At 27.7% G+C, this 22,903-nt stretch carries 22 protein-coding genes; 12 read left to right on the top strand and 10 right to left on the bottom strand.

Annotated elements, in window-relative coordinates:
• Positions 1-131: 131 nt before the first annotated feature.
• Together KGF38_RS04755 and KGF38_RS04750 are read right to left on the bottom strand one after the other, a co-directional pair.
• Positions 132-1,364 (bottom strand): conserved phage C-terminal domain-containing protein, encoded by a 1,233-nt coding sequence (locus KGF38_RS04755; RefSeq protein WP_227832236.1) that lies wholly within the window; start codon positions 1,362-1,364, stop codon positions 132-134.
• Between the two features lie 442 nt (positions 1,365-1,806).
• Positions 1,807-2,064 (bottom strand): Mor transcription activator family protein, encoded by a 258-nt coding sequence (locus KGF38_RS04750; protein ID WP_054269144.1) that lies wholly within the window; start codon positions 2,062-2,064, stop codon positions 1,807-1,809.
• 703 nt (positions 2,065-2,767) lie between these two features.
• Between KGF38_RS04750 and KGF38_RS04745 the strand changes: the two genes are divergently transcribed.
• From KGF38_RS04745 to KGF38_RS04690, 12 genes are all read left to right on the top strand, one after another.
• A complete protein-coding gene (locus KGF38_RS04745) occupies positions 2,768-2,989 on the top strand; it encodes a DUF1659 domain-containing protein (protein WP_054269143.1) in 222 nt (73 codons plus the stop codon).
• 86 nt (positions 2,990-3,075) lie between these two features.
• Positions 3,076-3,306 carry a DUF2922 domain-containing protein gene (locus tag KGF38_RS04740; protein ID WP_054269142.1) on the top strand — a complete coding sequence of 77 codons (231 nt, stop codon included), beginning with the start codon at positions 3,076-3,078 and terminating at the stop codon, positions 3,304-3,306.
• A gap of 12 nt (positions 3,307-3,318) precedes the next feature.
• Positions 3,319-3,468, top strand: a complete 150-nt coding sequence (locus tag KGF38_RS04735) for a YvrJ family protein (RefSeq protein WP_054269141.1) — start codon at positions 3,319-3,321, stop codon at positions 3,466-3,468.
• Between the two features lie 256 nt (positions 3,469-3,724).
• Positions 3,725-4,162 carry a LytTR family DNA-binding domain-containing protein gene (locus tag KGF38_RS04730; protein ID WP_054269140.1) on the top strand — a complete coding sequence of 146 codons (438 nt, stop codon included), beginning with the start codon at positions 3,725-3,727 and terminating at the stop codon, positions 4,160-4,162.
• A 248-nt stretch (positions 4,163-4,410) separates the two neighbouring features.
• The gene (locus KGF38_RS04725; RefSeq protein WP_227832235.1) at positions 4,411-5,310 is read left to right on the top strand and encodes a CPBP family intramembrane glutamic endopeptidase; all 900 of its coding nucleotides are present in this window, start codon (positions 4,411-4,413) and stop codon (positions 5,308-5,310) included.
• A gap of 76 nt (positions 5,311-5,386) precedes the next feature.
• Positions 5,387-6,211: a MerR family transcriptional regulator gene (locus KGF38_RS04720; RefSeq protein WP_054275873.1), complete on the top strand. Its 825-nt coding sequence runs from the start codon at positions 5,387-5,389 to the stop codon at positions 6,209-6,211.
• A gap of 94 nt (positions 6,212-6,305) precedes the next feature.
• Positions 6,306-6,887: a TetR/AcrR family transcriptional regulator gene (locus KGF38_RS04715; RefSeq protein ID WP_219673758.1), complete on the top strand. Its 582-nt coding sequence runs from the start codon at positions 6,306-6,308 to the stop codon at positions 6,885-6,887.
• 95 nt (positions 6,888-6,982) lie between these two features.
• Entirely contained in the window at positions 6,983-7,159 is a 177-nt protein-coding gene (locus tag KGF38_RS04710) for a hypothetical protein (protein ID WP_054269136.1), read from the top strand.
• Between the two features lie 565 nt (positions 7,160-7,724).
• A complete protein-coding gene (locus KGF38_RS04705; protein ID WP_079770265.1) occupies positions 7,725-8,477 on the top strand; it encodes an ABC transporter ATP-binding protein in 753 nt (250 codons plus the stop codon).
• Positions 8,467-10,587 carry an FtsX-like permease family protein gene (locus tag KGF38_RS04700; RefSeq protein ID WP_074179097.1) on the top strand — a complete coding sequence of 707 codons (2,121 nt, stop codon included), beginning with the start codon at positions 8,467-8,469 and terminating at the stop codon, positions 10,585-10,587. Before KGF38_RS04705 ends, KGF38_RS04700 begins: the two co-directional genes overlap by 11 nt.
• A gap of 179 nt (positions 10,588-10,766) precedes the next feature.
• Positions 10,767-11,477, top strand: coding sequence for a LytR/AlgR family response regulator transcription factor (locus KGF38_RS04695; RefSeq protein ID WP_074179096.1), 711 nt, complete (start codon positions 10,767-10,769; stop codon positions 11,475-11,477).
• A gap of 150 nt (positions 11,478-11,627) precedes the next feature.
• A complete protein-coding gene (locus KGF38_RS04690) occupies positions 11,628-12,962 on the top strand; it encodes a sensor histidine kinase (RefSeq protein ID WP_074179095.1) in 1,335 nt (444 codons plus the stop codon).
• 439 nt (positions 12,963-13,401) lie between these two features.
• Here KGF38_RS04690 and KGF38_RS04685 read toward each other — a convergent pair whose 3' ends face one another.
• The 8 genes from KGF38_RS04685 to KGF38_RS04650 all read right to left on the bottom strand — a co-directional run bounded on the left by KGF38_RS04685 (position 13,402) and on the right by KGF38_RS04650 (position 22,844).
• Positions 13,402-14,424, bottom strand: coding sequence for a LacI family DNA-binding transcriptional regulator (locus tag KGF38_RS04685; protein ID WP_054269131.1), 1,023 nt, complete (start codon positions 14,422-14,424; stop codon positions 13,402-13,404).
• A 34-nt stretch (positions 14,425-14,458) separates the two neighbouring features.
• On the bottom strand, positions 14,459-16,057 hold the full coding sequence (locus KGF38_RS04680; protein WP_074179094.1) for a sodium:solute symporter: 1,599 nt from the start codon (positions 16,055-16,057) through the stop codon (positions 14,459-14,461).
• A gap of 44 nt (positions 16,058-16,101) precedes the next feature.
• Positions 16,102-17,364 carry an MFS transporter gene (locus tag KGF38_RS04675; RefSeq protein WP_054269129.1) on the bottom strand — a complete coding sequence of 421 codons (1,263 nt, stop codon included), beginning with the start codon at positions 17,362-17,364 and terminating at the stop codon, positions 16,102-16,104.
• 264 nt (positions 17,365-17,628) lie between these two features.
• Positions 17,629-18,984, bottom strand: coding sequence for an ester cyclase (locus KGF38_RS04670; RefSeq protein WP_074179093.1), 1,356 nt, complete (start codon positions 18,982-18,984; stop codon positions 17,629-17,631).
• 39 nt (positions 18,985-19,023) lie between these two features.
• Complete coding sequence (locus KGF38_RS04665) at positions 19,024-20,031, bottom strand: nuclear transport factor 2 family protein (protein WP_054269128.1); 1,008 nt, start codon at positions 20,029-20,031, stop codon at positions 19,024-19,026.
• A 319-nt stretch (positions 20,032-20,350) separates the two neighbouring features.
• The gene (locus KGF38_RS04660) at positions 20,351-21,592 is read right to left on the bottom strand and encodes a M56 family metallopeptidase (protein ID WP_227832234.1); all 1,242 of its coding nucleotides are present in this window, start codon (positions 21,590-21,592) and stop codon (positions 20,351-20,353) included.
• 12 nt (positions 21,593-21,604) lie between these two features.
• On the bottom strand, positions 21,605-21,982 hold the full coding sequence (locus KGF38_RS04655; protein WP_227832233.1) for a BlaI/MecI/CopY family transcriptional regulator: 378 nt from the start codon (positions 21,980-21,982) through the stop codon (positions 21,605-21,607).
• A gap of 292 nt (positions 21,983-22,274) precedes the next feature.
• Positions 22,275-22,844, bottom strand: a complete 570-nt coding sequence (locus KGF38_RS04650; protein WP_074179091.1) for a GrpB family protein — start codon at positions 22,842-22,844, stop codon at positions 22,275-22,277.
• Between the last annotated feature and the right edge of the window lie 59 nt (positions 22,845-22,903).

Here is a 22,903-nt window from a genome sequence, read left to right as displayed (position 1 = left end):
AAATACATTGCTAGTTATAGATACATTACTAATTATGACGTGATACACTGTTTATTATGAATACATTGTCAGTTACAATATGATTATTAGTTATAATACGACAATTAGCTACGAATACATTATTATACTAATTAAATTTCACATATAGGATTCCAGTATCTTACATTCTCATGTTTTTTTCTCTCACGACTACTATTGTCATATGTTGTATAGTTAGAATGTCCATAATTACAGTTGTGATGACTATTACCCTCTTTACACTGATAAACATTGTTTTGACTTTTTATAGATATGTTTTCATTCACATATGATTCAAATTTATAGCTAAATAAAGTCTCTGGTCTTATATACATTTCCATTATGGTATTCTTCCACTTAGCTACTTTTACCTCAATAACTCTGTAGAAATCTTCTAAGACATAACCTTCCTTTAGCCTTTCATTGATAAGTTTTATACTTATTGGAGAATTGATTTTAAAATTCTTTCCTGATTTTTTGTTTAGCATGTTTATAATGTTTTGTTGTATATTTTTTTTATTAAATTTATTTAAAGATTCTTTTTTACTTGTTACAGATTTAGTTTCTTTTTGTATATTATGAATGCGATTAAAGGAATTATTTTTACTTGTGATACCTATATCACTGGATATTTTGCTATTGCTGGATTTTATGACATTTTTAACTTGATTATTTTCTATACTATTATTAACTCTTTTATATATGTCATTGTACGTATCGTTAAGGTTTAGATTTATTGGTTTTGATAGTAGATTAGAGTTGTTCTCTTTTGATTTTTTTATATTAAAGGATTCATTGATATAGTTTTTGATAGTGTTAATATTAGAAATGGATTTATTAATTATAGTGTCTTTGCTATGGAAATTATCACGACTATACTCTGTATCGTTAGACAAATCCTTATTATCTTTATACTCAAGCTCTACATTCACGCCACTATTAAAGGATTCCTCTTTATCATCATAATCAAATTCTATATCACTATCAACTAAATCCCCATTAACATCACCTTCCATGTGAGTGTTTTCAGATAAGTTTCCATTAAATTCTACACTTACATAACTATATATAGAATGGTTTTTACCTTTTACACCTTTAGATACCAACCTTATTATTCCTAAATCCAAAAACTCTCTTACAAGCCTACTTATAGTAGAAATAGACAGATGTAAGTCTGTAGCAGTTCTTCTCACTGTCATATAAAATTGACCCATTGGTAAAGTACCTTGAAACCTTTGTATATTTTCTTTTCTCATTATATAGTGATTAAATCTTATTTTGTTAATATCATTCTTTATATCAAAACCCAATACTGCTGAATTCAATTTGTAAAATCCATTACTCATCTCTATTTCCCCCATTTCTATTAATAAGTGCTTGTAACAAGTTAATTATTATTTTTATATAAATAACACAATAGTTTAAATATAAATATATATTTTTTTTAATTACATAACTTATTCCTTAAAATATCTATTTATATCCTTAAAAATACAAATATATTATGTCATATTAATTTATATTTTTTTATTTATATGGCTTATTTACTGTTTTTTCCCCTTTGTACAAGCAATTGTATCATTTTATCTATTTTTTAGCCAACAAATATTTTCGACTATTTTCTTTACATTCTCAATATATCTCCAGTATCTAACAAATTCTTTTATAGAATATACAATGTATTTAAATTAAAAAGCAGTAATTTTAGTTTTTTTGTCTAAAAAAATTTTGCAAAATGTTTTTTCTGTCTTTTATCTTTAGACTTTATGAGACATTTTGTATTATATTTTATATTCCATTTTCATTTAATATTCGCTTAAGATTACTTACACACATATTATACTTAATAGCCAACTCGTTGTAATTTACTCCATTAAACTGTTTTACTATCTCCCTATCTCTTGCATATCTAAAAAGCCCCTTACATGTTGGTATATAGGTGTTTGTCCCTCCATACAACTTAGCAATCTCTATGAACTTATCAATCCCCACTATTTCTATCATTGCATGAAACTGAACTGGTATATCCTCTAATTTTATTTTCATAAACTACATTCCCCCTTAAAATATTTTTTATAGCCTTAACAAAGTTTTTATTCAGTATATTATTAAATCAATTAACTTTATTGATTTTCAATCAGCTCTATTGACTCAATCAGTTCTATTAAATCAATTAACTTTGTTGATTTTCAATCAACCCTATTGACTCAATTAACACTATTTACCAAAAAAAATGCTTATTAATTTGACACTTTCATTAGCTCCAGTATAAATCTTCTTAATATAATAACTTTATTTATCTGAACAAAAAATTTACTCCTTTTAATAAACTTAATAAAATTTTTCATAACATAATAACTTTGTTGGCTTTAATAAAGATTTTAATGGTTTAAAAGTAAAATGTTAATATTGGACTTTTAACTTTTTTATTTACAGATTAAATTTAATAATTTTTTAAACACTCCCTAATCTTTGAGTATTTAATTTTAGACACACACAATTTCAAACAGCAATAGCTCAAAATCCTAGAAAAACACACAAATACCACATCAAAAATATTGAAAATAAGTCTTCAAATATAACATATAAATTAAATAAATATACCTACATCAAAATTTTTCCAATAAAAATTTACACAAATAATCTTAAGAAATTACTGTTTAACTCCGATATTATCTTAGATGATAGTATTATAGTTACCAAAGAAAGTCGACAAATCTTTGAAATTAAATTTTTAGGAGGTAATTTTATGGCAGTTGTTTCAACAAAAAATTTATCTAGTATAAAATTAAAATTGGATGCTGGTTTTGATGATAAGGGTAAGGCGGTTATTAAAAGTAAGTCATTTGCAAATGTAAAGGCAGAAGCATTAGATGATGATGTTTATACTGTTGCAGAAGCAATAGCAGGGCTTCAAGAAAACCCTATTGTAGATATTTTAAAATTAGACAGTACATCATTATCTAAATAATATCTTTTAAATATACCAACAACAATTAAAATCAACCACTAATAGTAACAATTAAAAATATAAATTATTATAACGGAGGTAACTGTATGGAGATTAAGAAAAAATTAGTCATGAGTTTTAAAAATATAAAGGATAAGCAAGTTTCTTTTTCTATAGAAAATCCAAAAGATAACTTAACTGAAGAAGATATAAAATCTGTTATGGATTTAATAATATCTAAAAATATTTTTTCAGTTGGAGGATTCGACCTTGCTTCTGCTGTTGAAGCTAAGGTTGTAGAAACAAATACCACTCCTTATGACTTAGTTATAGAATAGGAGGTTAATTTCATGGACGATAGTTTACAGCTGTTAATAACAAATGTTGGTTTCCCTATAGCCCTATCCATGTATTTATTGGTTAGAATTGAAGGTAAATTAAATACTTTATCAAACAGTATTGATACACTATCCAAAAATATTTTGGTATTTAAGAAATAATTTTGACAATATATAAAATCATAAAATAGGTCCATTTGTAAAATAATTAGATATATTCTATGAAAAATACTATGATATTTGGAAAAATAATCCAAATATCTATAGTATTTTTTTGAATTTTGCAACCTCAAATTTGAATTTCACTATTTTGTTTTTGAATTTCACTATACTCAATTTGAAATTCAGAACGCATCTAGTTGGACTCAATAAGATATAATGCTATTCTAATGACAGTAATAAAATGAGGTGATGATTAATGAAAATACATGTCGAACAAGCTACTAATTGCGATGATATTGAGATAACTATAAAATGCTCTACCTTAGATAATAACATCGAGAAAATAATTTCATTATTAAGTACACCACTACTTGATATAAAAGGGAAAAAATCAGGAGAGATTTATAAACTTAATGTCTGTGATATTTTATATTTTGAGACAGTAGGAAACAAGACATTTGCTTATTATGAGGACGATGTGTTTGAAATTGATTTAAAGATATATAAATTATCAAAATTATTAGTTAATACGTCCTTCTCACGAATATCTAAATCCATGATTTTAAATAGGGACTACATAGAAAGCATAAAAATAATATCACATAATCGTATGCAAGCCACTTTAACAAATAATGAAAAGGTTATTATTAATCGCCGTTACATAAAAAATATTAGAGAAAAGCTAAACATTTAATAAATCTTAAAGTATTTTATTAATATAACTAATTTTATATTTTTGACCTATATTATAATCAAAACAGTACAACATATTTGGTCAGTGTTAAATGCTAACTAATCATATTTAGTGTAGAAACAATTAGCAAAAATATAAGAAATAATATATTATCATAACTGAGAGTTGCTACTAGATTATACCTTATTGCAAAAAAATCAACTAATACAAATTAAAACGCTCTTATAAAATGAAAGGATAGTGAAAAGATGCAAATATATAATACCCCTTTTAATACAAATAAACACTTAAGCTATTTTTTTACATTTACTTTATTATTAAATTGGATATTCAGTCTTACACCTGTACTGCTCGGGATTACTGGTACTATACTTGGAGAACTTATTTTTTATCTTGGATATACATCACCAGCTATTGTAGGTCTATTTTTTATCTCTACCATATATCCAGATAATGCAAAAAAAGATTTTTCTTATAGAGTTTTTAGCTTTAAAGAAATGGGCATAAAATGGCCATTATTTACAATACTATTCTTTGCCTCAATCTTTATAGTTTCTTTAATAATAGGTAATCATTTTAATGAGAAAACTTCTAATATAAATTTGATGCATATGGCAATATATGAACCTTCTAAAATTGCATTCATGCTATTATCAAGTTTTATATTAAGTATACTTAGTCAAGAAGCAGGATGGAGAGGATACTGTATTGACAAACTCTTAGTAAGATTTGGATTTACAACTTCTTCAATTATTTTAGGAATTATTTGTGGAATTTGGTATATAGGGTCTTATTTTACTTTTGGTCAAATACCCTATAATCTAGCACAATATTCTTTATTTAATGCAGTTTTATTTATACCAAACATTGTACTTTTAACCTTTATAATTAATTTTGTGTATATAAATACCAATAGAAGCATTTTAGCAGCTGGATTTGTCCATATGATGTACAATTTTTTTAATATCCAATTGTTATCTCAATACTCTATTAAATTATGTGTAATCTCTCAATATGTACAAATAGTATTTGGACTAGTATTTGTTGTATACATACTTTATTCTAATAAATTTAAACAAAAAGTAGATTCTGAAATTGAACAGATAAAGTCAAATGATTTTGAATTTGAGCTAGATTTGCAACCTTAACGTATTTTCCTAAATGCTTGAAGTATATAAAAACAAAATATATACTGATTATAAGTGAAAAGGAGGTCGCATTTTCATGTTTAAAATTGGAGAAGTTTCAAAATTGACACAGATATCTATTCGTATGTTACGTTATTATGATGAACTTGGTATTTTAAAACCAGCAGAAATAGATAAATATACAGGTTATCGCCTATACTCAGTTGAACAGATTTCAACTTTGCAAAAAATCGTCTTATTAAGAGATTCAAAGTTTAGTGTTGCAGAAATATCAAATATATTACATAACTGGGATGATGAATTTGTAATTCAGGAATTAAATCGAAAAAAGAATGAAATACAAAAGGAAATACAACAAGAGAAACAGAGAATAAATAAAATTGATAAATTTATAGAAGCCTTAAAATGTGATAAAGATGAGATTCGTCATAATGTTGTCTTTAAGAAAATTCCAAGTTATAAAATCATATCTCTTAGAGAAATAATACCAGACTACTTCTATGAAGGTATCCTCTGGAAAAAGTTATCTGATTTTATTAATGAGGAACATATAGAAGTATCACGTCAATCCAACAATAATATAGCGTTTTATCATGATGAAGAGCTTACAGGTAATGGCGTAGATGTTGAGGTTGGAATGGTCGTAAAGAAGTTTGGAAAGAATAAGTCCAAATTTACATATCGCGAGACAGAAGAAGTTGATATAATGGCATGCACCATGGTATATGGACCATATGAAAATATAGCTGGTGCATATGAATCCTTTTGTTATTGGTTGGATAAGAATAGTGATTATAAGATGTCAGGTGTAAATAGACAGCTTGGTCATAAAGGTGAGCATAATGAATCAAATCCTGAGAATTATCTTACAGAAGTTCAAATCCCCCTTATAAAGGTCTAAGCACCCATTGACATCCCAAAATTTTCATGATAGTATCTAAACGTGTATTAAACACGTTTAATTTTTTTATAGGGAAATTTTTGAGGGGAAAATTATGAGAACAGATTCTACAAAAGAACAGCTAATTAATGCCACAATCCAGTTATTATCTTCGCATAAAGATATTTCAAGCATTACAGCTAGAGAAATTGTAGCTAAGGCAAATGTCAATTTAGCTATGATTAACTATTGTTTTAAATCTAAAGAAGCATTAGTTAATACTGCTATTAAAAAGTTTTTAAAGTGTCATATGGATGAGTATAAAGCCTCACATGATATTAAAGATTTAGTGCCTAAACAGCAGTTACGAGAAATAATAATTGCATTTTTTGAATTTATAGACGCACATAGTCAATTTATAAGAGTTTCTGTACCCTACATATTGGTACAAGAGGAAATTATTTATCCATTCGAGATACTTCCTTTAGTTAAAGCTCATTATGAAAATCAGAACAATAAAAAAATTGAGGCTGAATACAGAACTATTGCTTATCAAATAACTTCATTTATTCAGTTGCTTTGCCTTCGTTCTGATGCTTTTTTTAAGTATAGTGGTATTGATATTATGAATGTTGAACAAAGGAATAGTCTAATAGATTTTCAGTTAGATTTACTTCTAGTAGATACTATAAAATAATGATATATTAGCTTTTTTGCTGTATAGCCCTGGTAATGGTTGAAAATATTCTCATTGACTAAAAGATATTTACATTAAATAGGGAGGGAGTTTTAATGTTTTTTACATTTATAGGAGTAATATCAGCAATTTTATTATTGTTCACAATTATATGTGGTTTATGGATAAAACTTAATAACCGTAATAATGACTCAAATTCTCACTTTACTTTTTCGATACTTTCAATTGTTTTTTCATTGTTGATTGTAGTATCTTTTTTGGTAAGAAATTAATGTCTTTATTATAATAATTTACGATGATATGGAGATTATTTGACTATCTTAAAAGTGTTTCTATCGCTTTTTAGGATATTTTTAAATCTCTATTTATATTTTCTATAGGCTCATTATGATTTTTATATTAGTAGTTCTTTTATACTTTTAACACCAAACTTTAAATTTTTTAGCAATTTATTTGGTTTAATACTATAGTATCCCTTTCCAATTCTATAACATTTATATTTTTTAAAATCTTTTCTAAATACTACTTCACTACTCCATGACCCCTTTTCTCAATATATTATCTTACTCTACCATGATAATCGATACCTATAAACACACTTATAAACTTTCTCACTATCGCTACTCAACATAACCATAAACTATACTACCTCTAACACTTTGAACCTCCCATGACTGAAATCACATAGTTCCTACTTCATAGAATTTTGCATAATCAATAATACATTTTCAAGTATTACAAAAAAACATCCAATTCTTACAATAGGGCTGGTATTTCTCTACCCCTTTAAAATGCTATCATTGACTTACAAGATAAATGAAAGCGAGGATGGTATATATGCTTAAAGTAAACCACTTATGTAAATCATACAAAACAGGTAATAAAACATATCCAGTATTAAAAAATATTTCTTTTGAAATCAACAAAGGTGAATTTGTAGCAATTATGGGTTCATCAGGAAGTGGAAAAACCACTCTCCTAAATTGTATCTCATGCTTTATTCCAATTGACGATGGCGAAATAACTCTTGGAAACAATAATATAAAAAATTTACAAGAAAAAGAACTTTCTGAAGTTAGAAACCAACAATTAGGATTTGTATTCCAAGACTTCATGCTATTTGATGGTCTTAGCGTCTTTGAAAATATATGTGTTCCACAAATTATCAAAGGTGGTCAAGTCTTACAAATGGAAAACCGTGCCATTAGTCTATGCGAACTATTCGATATTGAACATATTAGAAAAAAATACCCCGCTGAAATATCTGGTGGAGAAAAGCAACGTACAGCAGTAGCAAGAGCACTTATGAACAACCCTGACTTAATATTAGCAGATGAGCCAACTGGTAACCTTGATAGTAAGTCTTGTCGTACAGTTATTGATTCGTTTCTAAAAGCAAAACAGGAGTTAGATGCTACTATACTTATGGTTACACACGATAGCTTTGCAGCAAGCTTCTGCGACCGTGTTATTGTCCTTAAAGATGGAACAGTTTATAAGGAGGTTGTAAAATCAAATTCAAGACGTGAATTTCTAGATGAATTACTAGAACTTTTAAAAGAAATGGGAGGCGCTCAAGATGACAATTAATAAGTTATATGGAAAACTTCGAGCCTACAATTGGAAGAACTATACTACCCTATTCTTTTGTATAATACTTTCTGTAGTACTAGTTACTTCATATGCTCTAATTTATTTTAGCCCAACAGTACAAAATATCCTCCCAACTGGTGGAGATAGTAGAAAACAAGCTACAATGATATTCTCAGTTGCTATATTAGGATGTGCTGTCTTTACTACATATGCTTCTTCCCTATTTTTAAAATTTAAAAGTAAAGAAATTGGTATTTTCATGGCTCTAGGAGCAGATAAGAAAAAATTAAAAAAACTTCTATTCTCAGAAATATTGTTGATTTCTATAATATGCTGTTTTTTAGGTCTTTTATTGAGTGTACCTGTCTCTTTTGGAATCTGGAAGATATTCCAATTAGTGATTATTGACACTAGAGAAATGACATATCATTTTGGGACTCAAGGATTCATATATGGATTTATATTCTGTATATTTGTGACATTTTGTATATTTATGCTTTCATCAAAATTTATCAATCGTACAAATATAATTGATATACTAAATGACCAGAGAATATCTGAACCAATACAGGATGTAAAGCAATGGTATGGTATATTAGGTATGATTTTTGTTATACTAGGTATTATTTTGGGTTATATTGTACCTTCAATAGTTATAGATAAATTAAATTATGTATTACCATCTATATGGAGTATTACCTACCTATTCTCTGCTATTGGAATCTACATGGTTATGACATATATAGTAGTACATGCAAAAAGAGGAAAACATCCTGAGAAATACTACAAAAATATCATATCAACTAGTATGATGAGATTTATGGGAAGACAGACAGTAAAAAATATGTGTGTTATTTCATTTTTAATTGCAGGAGCATTATTTGCTATATTCTATATTCCTAATATGGTCACAGGAATTTATGATAATATTAAAAACAACCCTATCGATTACACTTTTACCTACAATCAAAGAGATAAACAGGTATCAAAAAAAGATATTGAACAATTAGCAGATAAATACAATATAGATATTCACAACTATATGGAACTTCCTTCTATTGAATTGATTGTTGATGGTGTGGAGTCAACACGTCATAAAAATGGAACTATTGACAATGTATACCTGAAAAAAAGTTCCTATGACATGTTCTTTAATTCTAAAGATTTTTCTAAATTAATTGGAAAACCAATAAATATAAAAAATGGTGAATATCTTGCTGTTGTAAATAAAGAGAATGAAAATCAAGACTACGATTATACCAAATTTATATCAAGTCCAGTAACAGAAAAAGAAATGCCTTTTAGACATGCTGGAAATCTAATCTTTAATGGCTCCTTTTTTCAAAACAAAAGTATGAATGTTTATGTTCTTAATGAAAATGATTATAAAGCATTTACTAAAGATTTATCTATAAAAAATTACAATAATTCTGTACTATTTAATGTAGATAATTCTAAAGATACTTATGCTTTTGCTAATGATTTAAAGGCAGAGATTATAAAAAGAACATCTAAAGAACTGGGTATGTTTACTGGTTATGATGAGTATGTAAAAAAACGTTATGAATCAACTGGAGAAAAGTATTTTATGGATGAGAGATATACAAGTGGAGAAGGACCTCTAAAATTAGAACCAGACAATAATCAACTGTACCTTAATTGGAAATACTATCCCAACTTTAAAATTTTACAAAGCCAAGATATGATAAAAAATATGGCAGTCTTTTTAATGTTATTTATATATGTGGCAATCATCTGTTTCGCAGCAGTTGGAATCATTGCATATACAAGAGGTGTCACTATAGCTATGAATCATAAGCAAGTTTTTATGGACTTAAGTCGATTAGGAGCTAATAACGACTATATAAAATTCTGTATTAAAAATCAATTAAAGAAAGTATTTTCATACCCTCTTATTGTAGGAAGTTTTGTAATCTATCTATTTAATTTTATGATTATGATTAACAATGATAGTAGAATTGTCAACAGCGAGGTGTATGCTCTTTTGATAAACTTAGGTCTTATAGGGATTTGTGGTATCTATATGTACCTTGTATATCTGTTAACTTATAAGAAATTCAAAAATATTATTGGGATTTCAAAGTAAGAAAAACCATTGGAATCTCAAAATAAGTTTAATAAAATAGTTTTAGGTATCATCTATACTGATATAGAAAACTTATTTTGCTACTTGGATATATTTGTTATCTCATTATATATATCTAGGTAGCAAGATATATTATATACTTAATTATATAAACATAAAACTTGAAAGGAGATTACACATTGATTTCGATTTGTATTTGTGATGATGAAAAACAACAAAGAAATATGTTAAATAAAATCATTACAAGGGAAATGGATTTGTGGGGTCACCCATGCCAAATAAAAGAGTATTCAAATGGTGAAAGCCTAATATACAACCTAGAGCAAGAAAGCTATTATATGGATATTATTTTTTTAGATATTGAACTTGGAGAAAGCAATGGTGTTGATATAGCAAAGACTATACGAAGATACTCAGAAGATACTATAATTATCTTTGTCACAGGTTTTTCTGATTATGTGTTTCATGGGTATGATGTAGGTGCTTTGAACTATATCTTAAAGCCTTACAAAAGTGAAAAAATATCTGAGGTACTAAAAGAGGCACTAAAAAAATTAGAACAATGGAAAGAAAACTTTATTACAGTTCAAATTGGAACTAACCTTTGTAAAATCAATATGAAAGACATTATCTACTTTAAAAGTGAGCTAAGAAAATTGACTGTAGTGACCTCTGATAGAACTTTAGAATATTATGGGAAGTTAAATGATATGGAAACTGTTCTTCCATCTAACTTTGTACGCACACATCAAAGGTATATTGTTAATCTAAACCATGTAGATAGTGTAAATCAAACTTATGCTAAAGTTCATAATGAAAAAATTCCTATAAGCCGTCAAAAGTATCAAGAAGTTGTAGGAAAGTTTACAAGGTATATATTGGAAACTTAATTTTAAAAAGGATATTAAAGACTTAAACTCAAGAATGAGTTAGAATCTTTATTTTTAAAGATATATTAAAAATTTAAATTCAAGATAATATATTAAAATCTTAGTTTTAAAATACATATTAGAATACGATTTTTTAGAAAGGTATCTTAGATGAACTCTTATTCTTTACTTAATAATGGCACAACTTTTATCATCGTTTTAATTAATATTTACATAGCTTTTTTTCTTTATAAGTTGACTTCTTATTTTATAGACTTTAGAAACCATTGGATTTTTAAAGTCATATTGATTTTTGGTTACTCTATTATCAGCCAGATGATAATATGGGCTTCCGACCCTGTAAATATTTTATTTACATTACTTGGGTATCTGATAATGCTTATAATCTGTAGTAAAAGTAGATTGATTCCCATAGTATCAATTATCATGATACTCTACCCTATTATAGTTGGTATCAATTTTCTTTTTATAAACAACCCTCTATATAGGGAACTTATCTGTTCAAGTGAGTATCTTTTAATACTTTCAATTGTTAAGATAGTCTCTGCTATAATAAAATTATTGTTTTGGTTTTTTATACACATGTTCTTAAAAAATAGATTAGTCAACATAAAACAGTACCTATCAAACAAGATATGGATTTTTATCGACATGGTCTGTATAGCTTCATTTTTATCAATATTAATTGCTATTATTCTGCCACCAACTAACTTAATTCCTATGGGTAGTAAAAACAATATTATCTTAGGTGATTCTTATGGCACTTATATAATCATTTTATCAGCAATTATAGCAAATATTGGTGTAATACTTCTTTTACAACCATTAATTGAAAACGTAAAGATGAAGATAGAAAATCAAGCAAATCACATAAAAGAAAAATACTACAACTTACTAGAAAATCAACAGATTCAAATACGTAAAATACGTCATGATATGAATAACCACTTTCAAATGATTGAATCGTATTTAGAGGTGGAAGATATTGATGGAGCTAAAGAATATTTTAATCAGTTGAAAATAGGACTTGGCACTCTTAGTGGCAAGCAATTTTGTAAAAATCAAGCTCTTAATTCAATTTTAAATCTTCGTCATACAAAGTTAGAAGAAAATGGAGTTGATGTTCATTTTAATATAGATATAGACAATCACTTAGGTATAGAGCCTATAGACTTGTGTACTATTTTTTCAAATTCTTTGGATAATGCTATAGAAGCATCTTTAAAAATATCAGATTTATCAAATAGAAAAGTGGTGTTAAAGGCTCGTTGTGAGAAAGAGTATTTTAGCTATTTGTTGACAAATAATAAAATAAATCCTATTAATAAAAAACATGAATTATTTGTTTCAGACAAAAAAGATAGTAATTCTCATGGATATGGTATTGAGAATATTAGAGGAATTGTCGATAAGTATAATGGAGAGTTGAACATTTCTTATACAGATAATGAATTTTCTTTATTTCTTTATATTAGATTATTTTAGTTTGTTAGCACAAGACTCATATACAAATCACATAAAAAACTGGTGTTAAATACAGAAATACATATATCAATATTCTGACAAAAGTATTAGTATATCAAATATTAGATAGTTTAAAAGGAAATATTATTGATGAAGAACTGGAACTAGATAAGCCTGAATTTCTTGAATCAATAGATGAATGTAAATTATTCAAAGCATCACATTATGAGCAAGTTGAATTAATATCACATATAAGTTCAGCAATAATTTTTATTAATAAGATTATCCTCAACATACTAAAATAATATTAAATAAAAAAATACTATTAAAATCTACTATCTAATTGCCTTACAAAATATATAAATAATTAAAACTGTTATTAATTGATTATAAAAATCATTTTAATAACAGTTTTTTGATTTCTTATAAAACTATGTTATATATTTAAACTAACTCCTATTTAAATCGTAGAATCCCTTTCAATTAATTCAGGCTTAAGCATCTCAACTATTGGTTCACATTTATCCTCATTTAGCAAAACTTTAAGTATATTAATAGTCTTGTCAATCAATAAATTTAATGGTTGTCTAATTGTTGTTAAACTATAGCTTTTCCATGAAGCCATCTGAATATCATCGTATCCTATTACTGATAAATCCTCTGGTATTCTCAATTTATATTCAAATCTCGCTGCATCCATCACACCAGTAGCTATTAAGTCACTTGTACAAAAAATTGCTGTTGGAGGGTTTGATAATGCTAACATTCTTTTCCCTGCTTCATAACCAGATTCATAATCATAGTTTGCTGATTCCTCTTTAAGGCTATGAATCCCATTTTGTCTTAACTTAGAATAAAATCCAATCTTCTTTTCCATTTCTTCACTAGTTTCTCTTGTAAATTGAATATATCCTATATTGCTATGCCCCTTGTTAATAAGATACTCAGCAGCCATTCCACCACCTTCAATTGGGTCTACATAGACTGTACTTATTTTTATCCCTGGTATAAAACGATTAAAAAGTATGACAGGAATATTATTTTCTTCACATGTCTCAGCCATAACCTTATTCATAGCTGAAGCGGTAATAACTACTGCTTCCACTTGAAACTGAATTACTTTTGAGATTATACTGTCTATACTTTCTTGTCTAGGAACTTTAAAAACAAGACATTGCTTACCAATTTCTTGAATTTTTTCTACAAATAGGTCAATAATCCTATTGTAAAACGGACCTAAGCTATCTCCCACTATCAACCCTATGACATTTGTTTTTCCACTAATCATTCCTCTTGCAACTAGATTAGGAACATACCCAATTTCATCCGCTATACGAAAAATTTTTTCTCTTACCTCAGGTTTTACACCCTTTCCATTTGCACTACCAAATGCTCTTGAAACAGATGATTGAGATACTCCTGCCAATCTTGCGACATCTTTTGATGTAGCTGATTTATTATAATGAACTTTCTTTTGATTCATTTAGTATTTCTCCTTAAATATCTAGTATTTCTTCTTAAAATTGTATTAAAAATAAGATAATATATTGGATAATGAAAAAAGCTAATACAATTAATTCTTGCTTACCTAAAGAAAATGGTAGTATGGACACTCCATCTACTTTATCCATCCCTTTAGAAATAAGTTCTTTTCTCATACCAAGTACAGTATATTTTTTAATATCCTCTACATTATTATTGTTTTTTAAGATGATACTAAAAATATATCCAAATATCAATGTTATTGTAGCACCTATTGCTGGATTCCACAACCAGCTCACGTTATATTTATTAGAAATAAAAAACCCTAAAACTAATCCTACAATAAAACCAATAGATACTCCTTTATCATGAGCCTTATATGTAAACATTGCTAGTACAAATACACCTGTAGCTGGTCCAGCAAAGTATGAGATATAGTTACCAACAAGGTCAAGAATTGACTTAATGCTTCCTCCAAACCCCATAATAATGAAACCTGTCATAACAACACCTATAACTATGGTTATAATCATTGTTACTTTTAATGATGATTCTTTACCATCTTTTTTAAAATAAAACTCATAAATATCTTTTGTAAAAACAGTTGTCATACTATTTAATATAGAGTCAATACTAGACATTGCTGCTGCAAACACACCTGCAATAATAATTCCAATCGCTCCTACTGGAAGTTCATTCAAAATAAAAGTAATCATTATTTCATTTGAAGTTTCAAATGCTCTTCCATCATAGAAGACAAATAAAATCACTCCTACCAATAACATAAAGTAATAAACTAGATTCATAACAAATGCACTAACTACAAAAGAATTTTTTGCACTGTTTAAAGATTTAGATGTTAAAACTCTTTGTACTTGAGCTTGGTCAAAACAGAAGTATCTTATCCACATTATAGTTCCACCAATTAAAGTAGCCCAAAAAGTATTTGTAACTGAGAAATCTGTGCTAAAATCAAATGTATTTAATTTACCACTCTGTTGTGCAATTTGTAGGGTATCAAAAAAGCTAAGATTCATTCCTTTTAAAGCTACAATAATTACTATAAATACAGCACTTATTACTACTAGCATTTGAATACTATCAGTCCATATAACTGCTTTAATTCCCCCTAATAACGTGTATATAATTGATACAAGTACAACAATTGGAACTAAAATATAAAGCGACCAACCAGTAATCATCTGAATAATAAGCACTGGTATATATACCATAGAGCTCGCTTGAATCAATGAATTAATAAAAAATTGAATAATAGTTAACCCTCTTGAATAATTTCCCAAACGAAATCCCATGTATTCATATACAGATGTTATCTTTAATCTATAAATAACTGGGGTGGTAATGCTCAGTGCAAAAAATATTGCTAAAGGTACTGTAATATTAACCATTACTGGATACATCCCATCCATATATGCCCATCCAGGACCACCTATAAAGCCATTTGCACTAATCATAGTAGCTGCAACTGATAAAGCAATCGGAATCCACGGCATTGACCTACCTGCTAAGAAATAATCTTCTTGATTTTTATTATCTTTTCCTGAATAATAACCAATAACTAACATTAACAGCAAATATCCTATTATAATACACACATCAATTGATGAAATCATAAGCCACCCCTTTCTAAGTAACAAAAAAATTTGTCAGTATTTTATTACTTCTTATTTAATGTTTCTGGTAAGAATAACCATACAATAGCACCTGCTACAAATACTGCTATTGATATATAAAAAATAGTTATCATACCTAAAGCACCAGAAGCTGTCCCAGCTATTGCAGGTATTGCAAAGGTAGATATAATTCTTCCTCCATTAAACGACATCCCAGATGACAGTGAGCGATATTTACTTGGGAACAGTTCTGTATAGTATGCTCCCCATGCCCCAGAATATCCAACAGCAAGACCTAACAATACTGATATCATGTAGAATGTTGTTATATTGTCTCCTCCTAATTTTGTATATATAAAAACAAATACTGCTGCTAATGCCATACCTATAAAAGGTACTTTTCTCCCAAATTTATCTGCTATAGAGCCCCAGAATAAATATCCTACTAATTGACCAATTCCTTGTAAACTATATAGAGAACCAGCTACTACTGATGTCATTCCTAGTCCTGTTACTAAGTATGTAGTTGCATTATTTGAAAATGCTGAATATGCTGTAAAATTAGCCCCTGATAAAAGAATTGTTCCTATACCAATCCATAAGTATTTTCCCTTGTACATACTTATATAACTAATTTTTTCACCAGTTTCTTTTCCCTTTTTAACTAATTCTTTTGTATACTCCAAATCATCTGGTACAAAGAAAATTGCTAAGATACCTCCAACTATAGGTGGTATAATTGCAGTATACATCAATATTTGCCAATTTGAATCACCCAATACTCCATACACTTTTCCACCAAAAATCATAGCTAATGAAAATAAGGCAGTCAATATAGCAGCTAACTTACCACGATATTTACTTGGGAACATATCTGCAACCAAAGGCATAGCTGTTCCAAATACACCACCTAGTACTACTCCTGTACACAAACGTGCAATTTTCCATAACATAATATTTGTAGGAGACAACATTGGTATAAATGTTGTCAATCCAATTAATAAAGCAACACTAATTAAAGTTCTCTTTTTTCCGATTTTTGTTGAAATCACTCCGAAAATAAAAGTTCCTGGAATTGTACCAAAAGACATCACAGCAAATATTTCTTCTGTTTGTTTCAATGAAAAACCAAATCCACCCTCTGCTAGGGCATAAATCATTGTTGGTTTAATAAAAGTACCTACCATAAAGTTGTAGCAATAAAAAAAGTATATTAAAGCAATTGAAAAAAATGCAATTCCTCTTTTTAGGTTTGAATAGTCCTTTCCTAATATGATATCATTTTCTATTCCAACTGTTGTTTTCATATTCTTTATAAATCCCCCTTTTTAATATTAATCATAGTCCATCTAAGAATTTACCCTGTTATTCGTTATATACCATAGTACATCTAAGAATTTATCCTGTTATTCGTTATATACCATAGTACATCTAAGGATTTATCCTGTTATTCGTTATATACCATAGTACATCTAAGAATTTATCCATTATTTGCTATATACATCTATTTCTCAAATTTATAAAAAAATACTCATTATATAGATTTCAAGACTATTTATACTCTAATAAACTTACTCTTCCACACCCATATACATTTGCTTTAGAACATCCATGCCATCAAAAGTTATCCATTCTTCCTTTACTTTACCTTGTAATACATGATAATGATTGATTCCCATTACTTCCACAGGCTTTCCAGAAGGTTGTCCAAAGAAACCTATCCCTTCATTTATTCCACGTAATCTCCATCTTACAGATACATCATATCCTTCATTTTTTTCCCTCTGATTGCAGGTTACTCTTTCTACTTCATAACTTCCATTTGGAATTGAAGCAAGTAAACTTACAATCATGCCTTGTATCTCATCATATCCATTTAAATCTTTATCACATATAAAATGGACTACTGCATTATCATGATAGTATTTTTTAACTTCATTTATATATTTATAATTATAAATACGACTTGTCATTTCAAGCATCATTTCACCAACAGACTCATCTTTTGCTTGATACTTAGCTGGCATGAATTGACCATCCATAGATTCACAGATACCATATGTTGATTGTAAACTAAGTACTTTAGATGCACTTGCTTTTGCCATACCTTTTGCTACTTCTTGAGGGTCTAATCCTAATTGAGTGACAATCCATAAATTATCTCTAACTAACCATTCTTCATGAATTCTATTGTTTGTTGTAGCACAATCAATCACAGTTCTAAAGTTTATTTTTCTACCTGTTGCTGGTCCAAAATTACTATCACCTAGATTAGTTGCTGTAGATAAAACACGATGAGAAGATAAAAAACCATCAGCACCAAAGTTAGACCATATTACATTTTGCCCAATTAATCTTCTATCAGGAAACGCATGTAATGTTTGAAGAGTATTGGAAATAACATCTTTAATACCGACTAAATTAGAAGAACCACAGTGCATTGTAACATTATTGTGATATGTATCATAAATAACCCCTATACCTTTTTCTTCCCAAATATTATGTGTTATTTTCATAATATAATCTACAAAATCCCTATACTTAGAATCAAATCCAGGTATTTCTTGCTCCCTTTTTGTCTGTTTTGAAAAATCATTGTAGTCCATCACTCCAACAGGTGTTACTTCTAGTGAATCTCCATAGTAAATTTTTGTAGACTCCATATTATATTCCCCCTTAAATACAACTTTTTCATTTTTTTCAGTAGTAATATTTATATTAGATTTATCTTCCTCAGTTTTATGTATGCCTGTTTTATTATCAGTAATTTGATTTTTAGTAGTTTCATTTTTATCCATATTACTAAAATTAGTTTGATTTACTTTAGATTTATGTTTTCCCTTAACTTTTTCTGATTCAAGCTCACTTATAGAACTTTCTTTTTCTTGCTCTTTTACTATTCCATCATTTTTATTATTGGATGTCATTTTATATTCCTCCACCTCTTTAAGCATACGTATGCATAATTAAGCATTAAAAATACTTTTAGTTCTCTCAAGAATATCAAGACCTTGTTGTTTTAGCCAATAAGGAATATCAATTAGTACCCAGTTTTCTTGAAGCTTATCCCCTTTACGATAATACACATCAACTACCTGCATATCTGCTTTAACCTCACCACCTGGCAATCCTAAAAAACCTCCACATGGTATATTAGTCAGATTAGGCCATCCAAAGAAACAAGCAAAGTTTCCTTCTGCAAATCTACATGCATGTCCATTAAAAGTCTTTCCTTTTAAATTGTTTCTAAATGGTAATTGGTGTTGTTCTTGATATCTAGGTATAGTATAAGAAGCACCAATCCCTCCTGGCCCATACCAAATCATATCTTTAGCCCATGATTTTTCAAGTACTTCTGGAGGACATCCCATAGCACCACTTTCATTTAACTCAGATAAATCATCTACCATTTTATTCACTAATGCCAAAGTTTTTACTCCTTCAATTTCATCTGCATCTTCAAAAAGTAATCCATTATGGTCAATTGGCCCTGGATATACAAAATATGAACCAGTTTGTGGAGGTAATGGATTTACTCCTGCTTGAATCATAAATCCGATTATGTCTACAAATAATCCAGTTTTAGAAATTTTTCCATCCTGTACACAGTTAAATTCTGCATATCTTAAACTAATCATTTTACGAGTATGCTTAATCCCAAGCCAGTCATTATCAAAAAGTCCCATAAAGTGTCCCATACTCATGACCCACTCACTATTGTCAATTTCATTAGTCCCTGCAATAAAGATATCCTGTCTTCTTTGCATATTACTTAATGAATTTTTTAAAGGTTTCCAAAATACATCTGCTACATTTTCAATTCCTTCTTGTTCACGAAATGGATATACACCTTTCCAATTATAGTCTGATTTCATGTATTCATTTAAAACATTCTTAACTCCATCTACATTTGCATTTTCTAATGCTTCGAAGTAGTTTCTTACAACTTGTTTTGAACCTTGATATTTTCCCATAACTATATCCTCCCAAATTTATCAATTTTAAATTTTGCCTATTTATGCATACGTTATCTATTTTTTCATATTTTAAGCGTTTTCCAGTAATTATTATGAATACATATGCACTTTTCTAAATATTATCACATCTCTAAAAACTTGTAAAGAAAATGTTATTACAAAGATGTAAATTATTGTATATATTTGCTTAAATATATATATTTCTTATATCTTTTAACAAAAAATTATACTTTATCGTTTTATAATATAAAATTTTTTCTTTTTGTATAAAAAAAGATGATTCAAATTTTCATTTTGAAACATCCCTTTTTTTATTTTAACCAATTCTAAATCTTCCTATAATTTTCACACCTTCTCTATCATAAAGAGGTATACTTTTTTCAAATATATTAAATCTTTTTTTTCTTGTATAAACAACTGCTTCTTCTGGTGTTTTGGGTTGATTATCACAATCATACAAATCCCTTTTCCTTACATACCCTACTCTCTTTCCTATACCTATTGCTTCAATAAGTTCTGGCTCAACTAAAGTTCCTTTTGAACCTGTTATAGATGGACCGTATGTCTCTCCATTTTTATTATAGCTAATCTTACCATCAGTATTTCCCAATATATCACCATTGAGTTCAGAATTAGCATTAATAGAAAACATAGTGCCAATTATTATAAAAGCTAATAAAAACTTAAAACATAAATTAATTTTCTTTTTATCTTTATTAAACATATGATTCAACCTCTTTTTTAAAATAATATTTTTTTCATTTCGAAACTGAGATACATATGTTGAGTACCTTAATGTTTTTTTATACTTTATTGTATCTAATATTAGATATGCATATTCTTCGATTTCACTTGAAGTGTATTCATCAATTACAATTTCATCACAAGATAATTCACATAATTCATTAAATTGTTTCTTTAGTAAATGGCAAATTGGATTAAACCAGTATATTGTACATACAAAGCTAACCATAACTTTAAATAAGTTGTCTTTTCTTTTATAATGAACTAATTCATGTCTAAAAATAAAATTTAATTCTCTATTACTATATTCTTTTTCTGGAATTATTATTTTATAATCTCTTAATCCTATAATAGCAGGAGAATAAATCCCTTTAACTCTAAATACTTTAAACCTCCTATTTATATTTAATTTTTTTGCTTGTTCATCTAAAATATTAATAATATTTACATCTAAAACTTCTTCTTGTAAATTTTCTACATAGCTATAAAATTTAAAATTGTTTTTTAAATAATAAAAAGATATTAATATAATACCTAATATCCAAATATACATAAATATATCTAGATTAATACTATAACCATATGATATGTAACTATCAATACTGTGTTTATAACTCTTAATTATGTTATTGTTCATAGTCAATATATTTAAATTTATTTTAGATATAAATAACATTCTAAATATTATTAAGATACACATTAAATAATAAAACTTATAGCCATACCTATTTACTTTTTTAGTAAATATAATAAACACAAGAATTGGCATACTTATATGAATATTTAATTTTAAAATCTCTATAAAAAGTTCCATAAGATACTTCTCCTATTTTCTTTTTTTTATCCATTTTTCAAGCTCTTTTATATCATCATCTGATATCTCAGTTTCACAACCTAGTGATGAAATAAAGCTATGGATGGAATTCTTATGCATAAATTCAAAGAAATCTTTTGTTTCAAACTTCAAATACTCTTCACGCTTAATCTTAACAGTGTAGACAGTATTTCTACCATCTTTTTCAAACTCTAAAAATCCTTTGTCACTTAATCTAGAAAGAACTTTTCCTGTAGTTCCTTTCGTCCATTCATGGTAATCTTCCATAAAATGAGCTACCTCTCTTGCAGGTATCTTATCCATATCTTTATCCCAGATAAAATTCATAACTAACAATTCAGACTTTGGTATTTTTTTCAATATAATCACACACCTTTAAATTTATTTTATTAGACATTTGTCTAAAAGTCAATCTATAAATGTTATATTAATACAAAGAGATAAAGTAAAAGAGTTCTATTTTACATCTACATTCATTAAAAATAAAAAATGGCAATCAATCTGACTACCATTTTTTATTTAAATTCATATAATCTAAACAATCTAACATCCCTTTGTATGTAACTTCATACAATTTAATAAACTTAATCTTTCTACCCTTATATAACTTACCTACATTAAAAATCAATAAGTAACCTAATAAAAATATATAAATAAATCTCTAAATATACCTATTAGAATACAATACCTTTGCTTTTTCAGTAAATTCTTTAATAAAATCCGACTTACTATCTGTATAAGCATCACGATTATGCTCATACTTCTTCCATAGATTTAACTTAAGTTCTTCATACTCCTTAGCTACACTTGGATTGTCAATTAAATAATCTCTAAAAAACAACTCATCATTATCACCTGCATACCTTATATGTAAATGAAAAACTCGTTCTTCAAAACCATCTATTGTATATCCTTTATTAAGTGAAATCCTGCTACTACTCTCAGACATACAAACATATCCCATTGATTCAATTAACTTTTTAATCTCTTTTATGCTACAATCATTCATTATCTCAATAAGTATATCAACAATTGGCTTGGCATGGATTGTGCTCACAGCAGTGCTTCCAATATGACTTATTCTAACAATATTTTGCATAGGTAATACCCCAGTTAATCTACATTCTTCTTCTTTGAACCAATCTTTCCAACATTCCTTATGAACAGTTAAAACTATTGGGAACAACTCCCATAATTCTTCTAAAGTCATTTCTTCCAATTGCTTTCTCATAAATATTTCTCCTTATAAACTAATTATTTTAAATACTCTATTTATCCATTCGATTACTA

Origin of the sequence: Clostridioides sp. ZZV14-6387, assembly GCF_020657835.1 — a bacterium.
GTDB classification, from domain to species: domain Bacteria; phylum Bacillota; class Clostridia; order Peptostreptococcales; family Peptostreptococcaceae; genus Clostridioides; species Clostridioides difficile_A.
Note: the sequence above shows the minus strand (reverse complement) of the source record. Positions and strands in the feature narration are given on the sequence as shown.

What these genes read in the sequence shown, in the direction of transcription:
- KGF38_RS04755 (WP_227832236.1), bottom strand. Translation starts at nt 1,364, where the DNA reads ATGAGTAATGGATTTTACAAATTGAATTCAGCAGTATTGGGTTTTGAT.
- KGF38_RS04750 (WP_054269144.1), bottom strand. Translation starts at nt 2,064, where the DNA reads ATGAAAATAAAATTAGAGGATATACCAGTTCAGTTTCATGCAATGATA.
- KGF38_RS04745 (WP_054269143.1), top strand. Translation starts at nt 2,768, where the DNA reads ATGGCAGTTGTTTCAACAAAAAATTTATCTAGTATAAAATTAAAATTG.
- KGF38_RS04740 (WP_054269142.1), top strand. Translation starts at nt 3,076, where the DNA reads ATGGAGATTAAGAAAAAATTAGTCATGAGTTTTAAAAATATAAAGGAT.
- KGF38_RS04735 (WP_054269141.1), top strand. Translation starts at nt 3,319, where the DNA reads ATGGACGATAGTTTACAGCTGTTAATAACAAATGTTGGTTTCCCTATA.
- KGF38_RS04730 (WP_054269140.1), top strand. Translation starts at nt 3,725, where the DNA reads ATGAAAATACATGTCGAACAAGCTACTAATTGCGATGATATTGAGATA.
- KGF38_RS04725 (WP_227832235.1), top strand. Translation starts at nt 4,411, where the DNA reads ATGCAAATATATAATACCCCTTTTAATACAAATAAACACTTAAGCTAT.
- KGF38_RS04720 (WP_054275873.1), top strand. Translation starts at nt 5,387, where the DNA reads ATGTTTAAAATTGGAGAAGTTTCAAAATTGACACAGATATCTATTCGT.
- KGF38_RS04715 (WP_219673758.1), top strand. Translation starts at nt 6,306, where the DNA reads ATGAGAACAGATTCTACAAAAGAACAGCTAATTAATGCCACAATCCAG.
- KGF38_RS04710 (WP_054269136.1), top strand. Translation starts at nt 6,983, where the DNA reads ATGTTTTTTACATTTATAGGAGTAATATCAGCAATTTTATTATTGTTC.
- KGF38_RS04705 (WP_079770265.1), top strand. Translation starts at nt 7,725, where the DNA reads ATGCTTAAAGTAAACCACTTATGTAAATCATACAAAACAGGTAATAAA.
- KGF38_RS04700 (WP_074179097.1), top strand. Translation starts at nt 8,467, where the DNA reads ATGACAATTAATAAGTTATATGGAAAACTTCGAGCCTACAATTGGAAG.
- KGF38_RS04690 (WP_074179095.1), top strand. Translation starts at nt 11,628, where the DNA reads ATGAACTCTTATTCTTTACTTAATAATGGCACAACTTTTATCATCGTT.
- KGF38_RS04685 (WP_054269131.1), bottom strand. Translation starts at nt 14,424, where the DNA reads ATGAATCAAAAGAAAGTTCATTATAATAAATCAGCTACATCAAAAGAT.
- KGF38_RS04680 (WP_074179094.1), bottom strand. Translation starts at nt 16,057, where the DNA reads ATGATTTCATCAATTGATGTGTGTATTATAATAGGATATTTGCTGTTA.
- KGF38_RS04675 (WP_054269129.1), bottom strand. Translation starts at nt 17,364, where the DNA reads ATGAAAACAACAGTTGGAATAGAAAATGATATCATATTAGGAAAGGAC.
- KGF38_RS04670 (WP_074179093.1), bottom strand. Translation starts at nt 18,984, where the DNA reads ATGACATCCAATAATAAAAATGATGGAATAGTAAAAGAGCAAGAAAAA.
- KGF38_RS04665 (WP_054269128.1), bottom strand. Translation starts at nt 20,031, where the DNA reads ATGGGAAAATATCAAGGTTCAAAACAAGTTGTAAGAAACTACTTCGAA.
- KGF38_RS04660 (WP_227832234.1), bottom strand. Translation starts at nt 21,592, where the DNA reads ATGGAACTTTTTATAGAGATTTTAAAATTAAATATTCATATAAGTATG.
- KGF38_RS04650 (WP_074179091.1), bottom strand. Translation starts at nt 22,844, where the DNA reads ATGAGAAAGCAATTGGAAGAAATGACTTTAGAAGAATTATGGGAGTTG.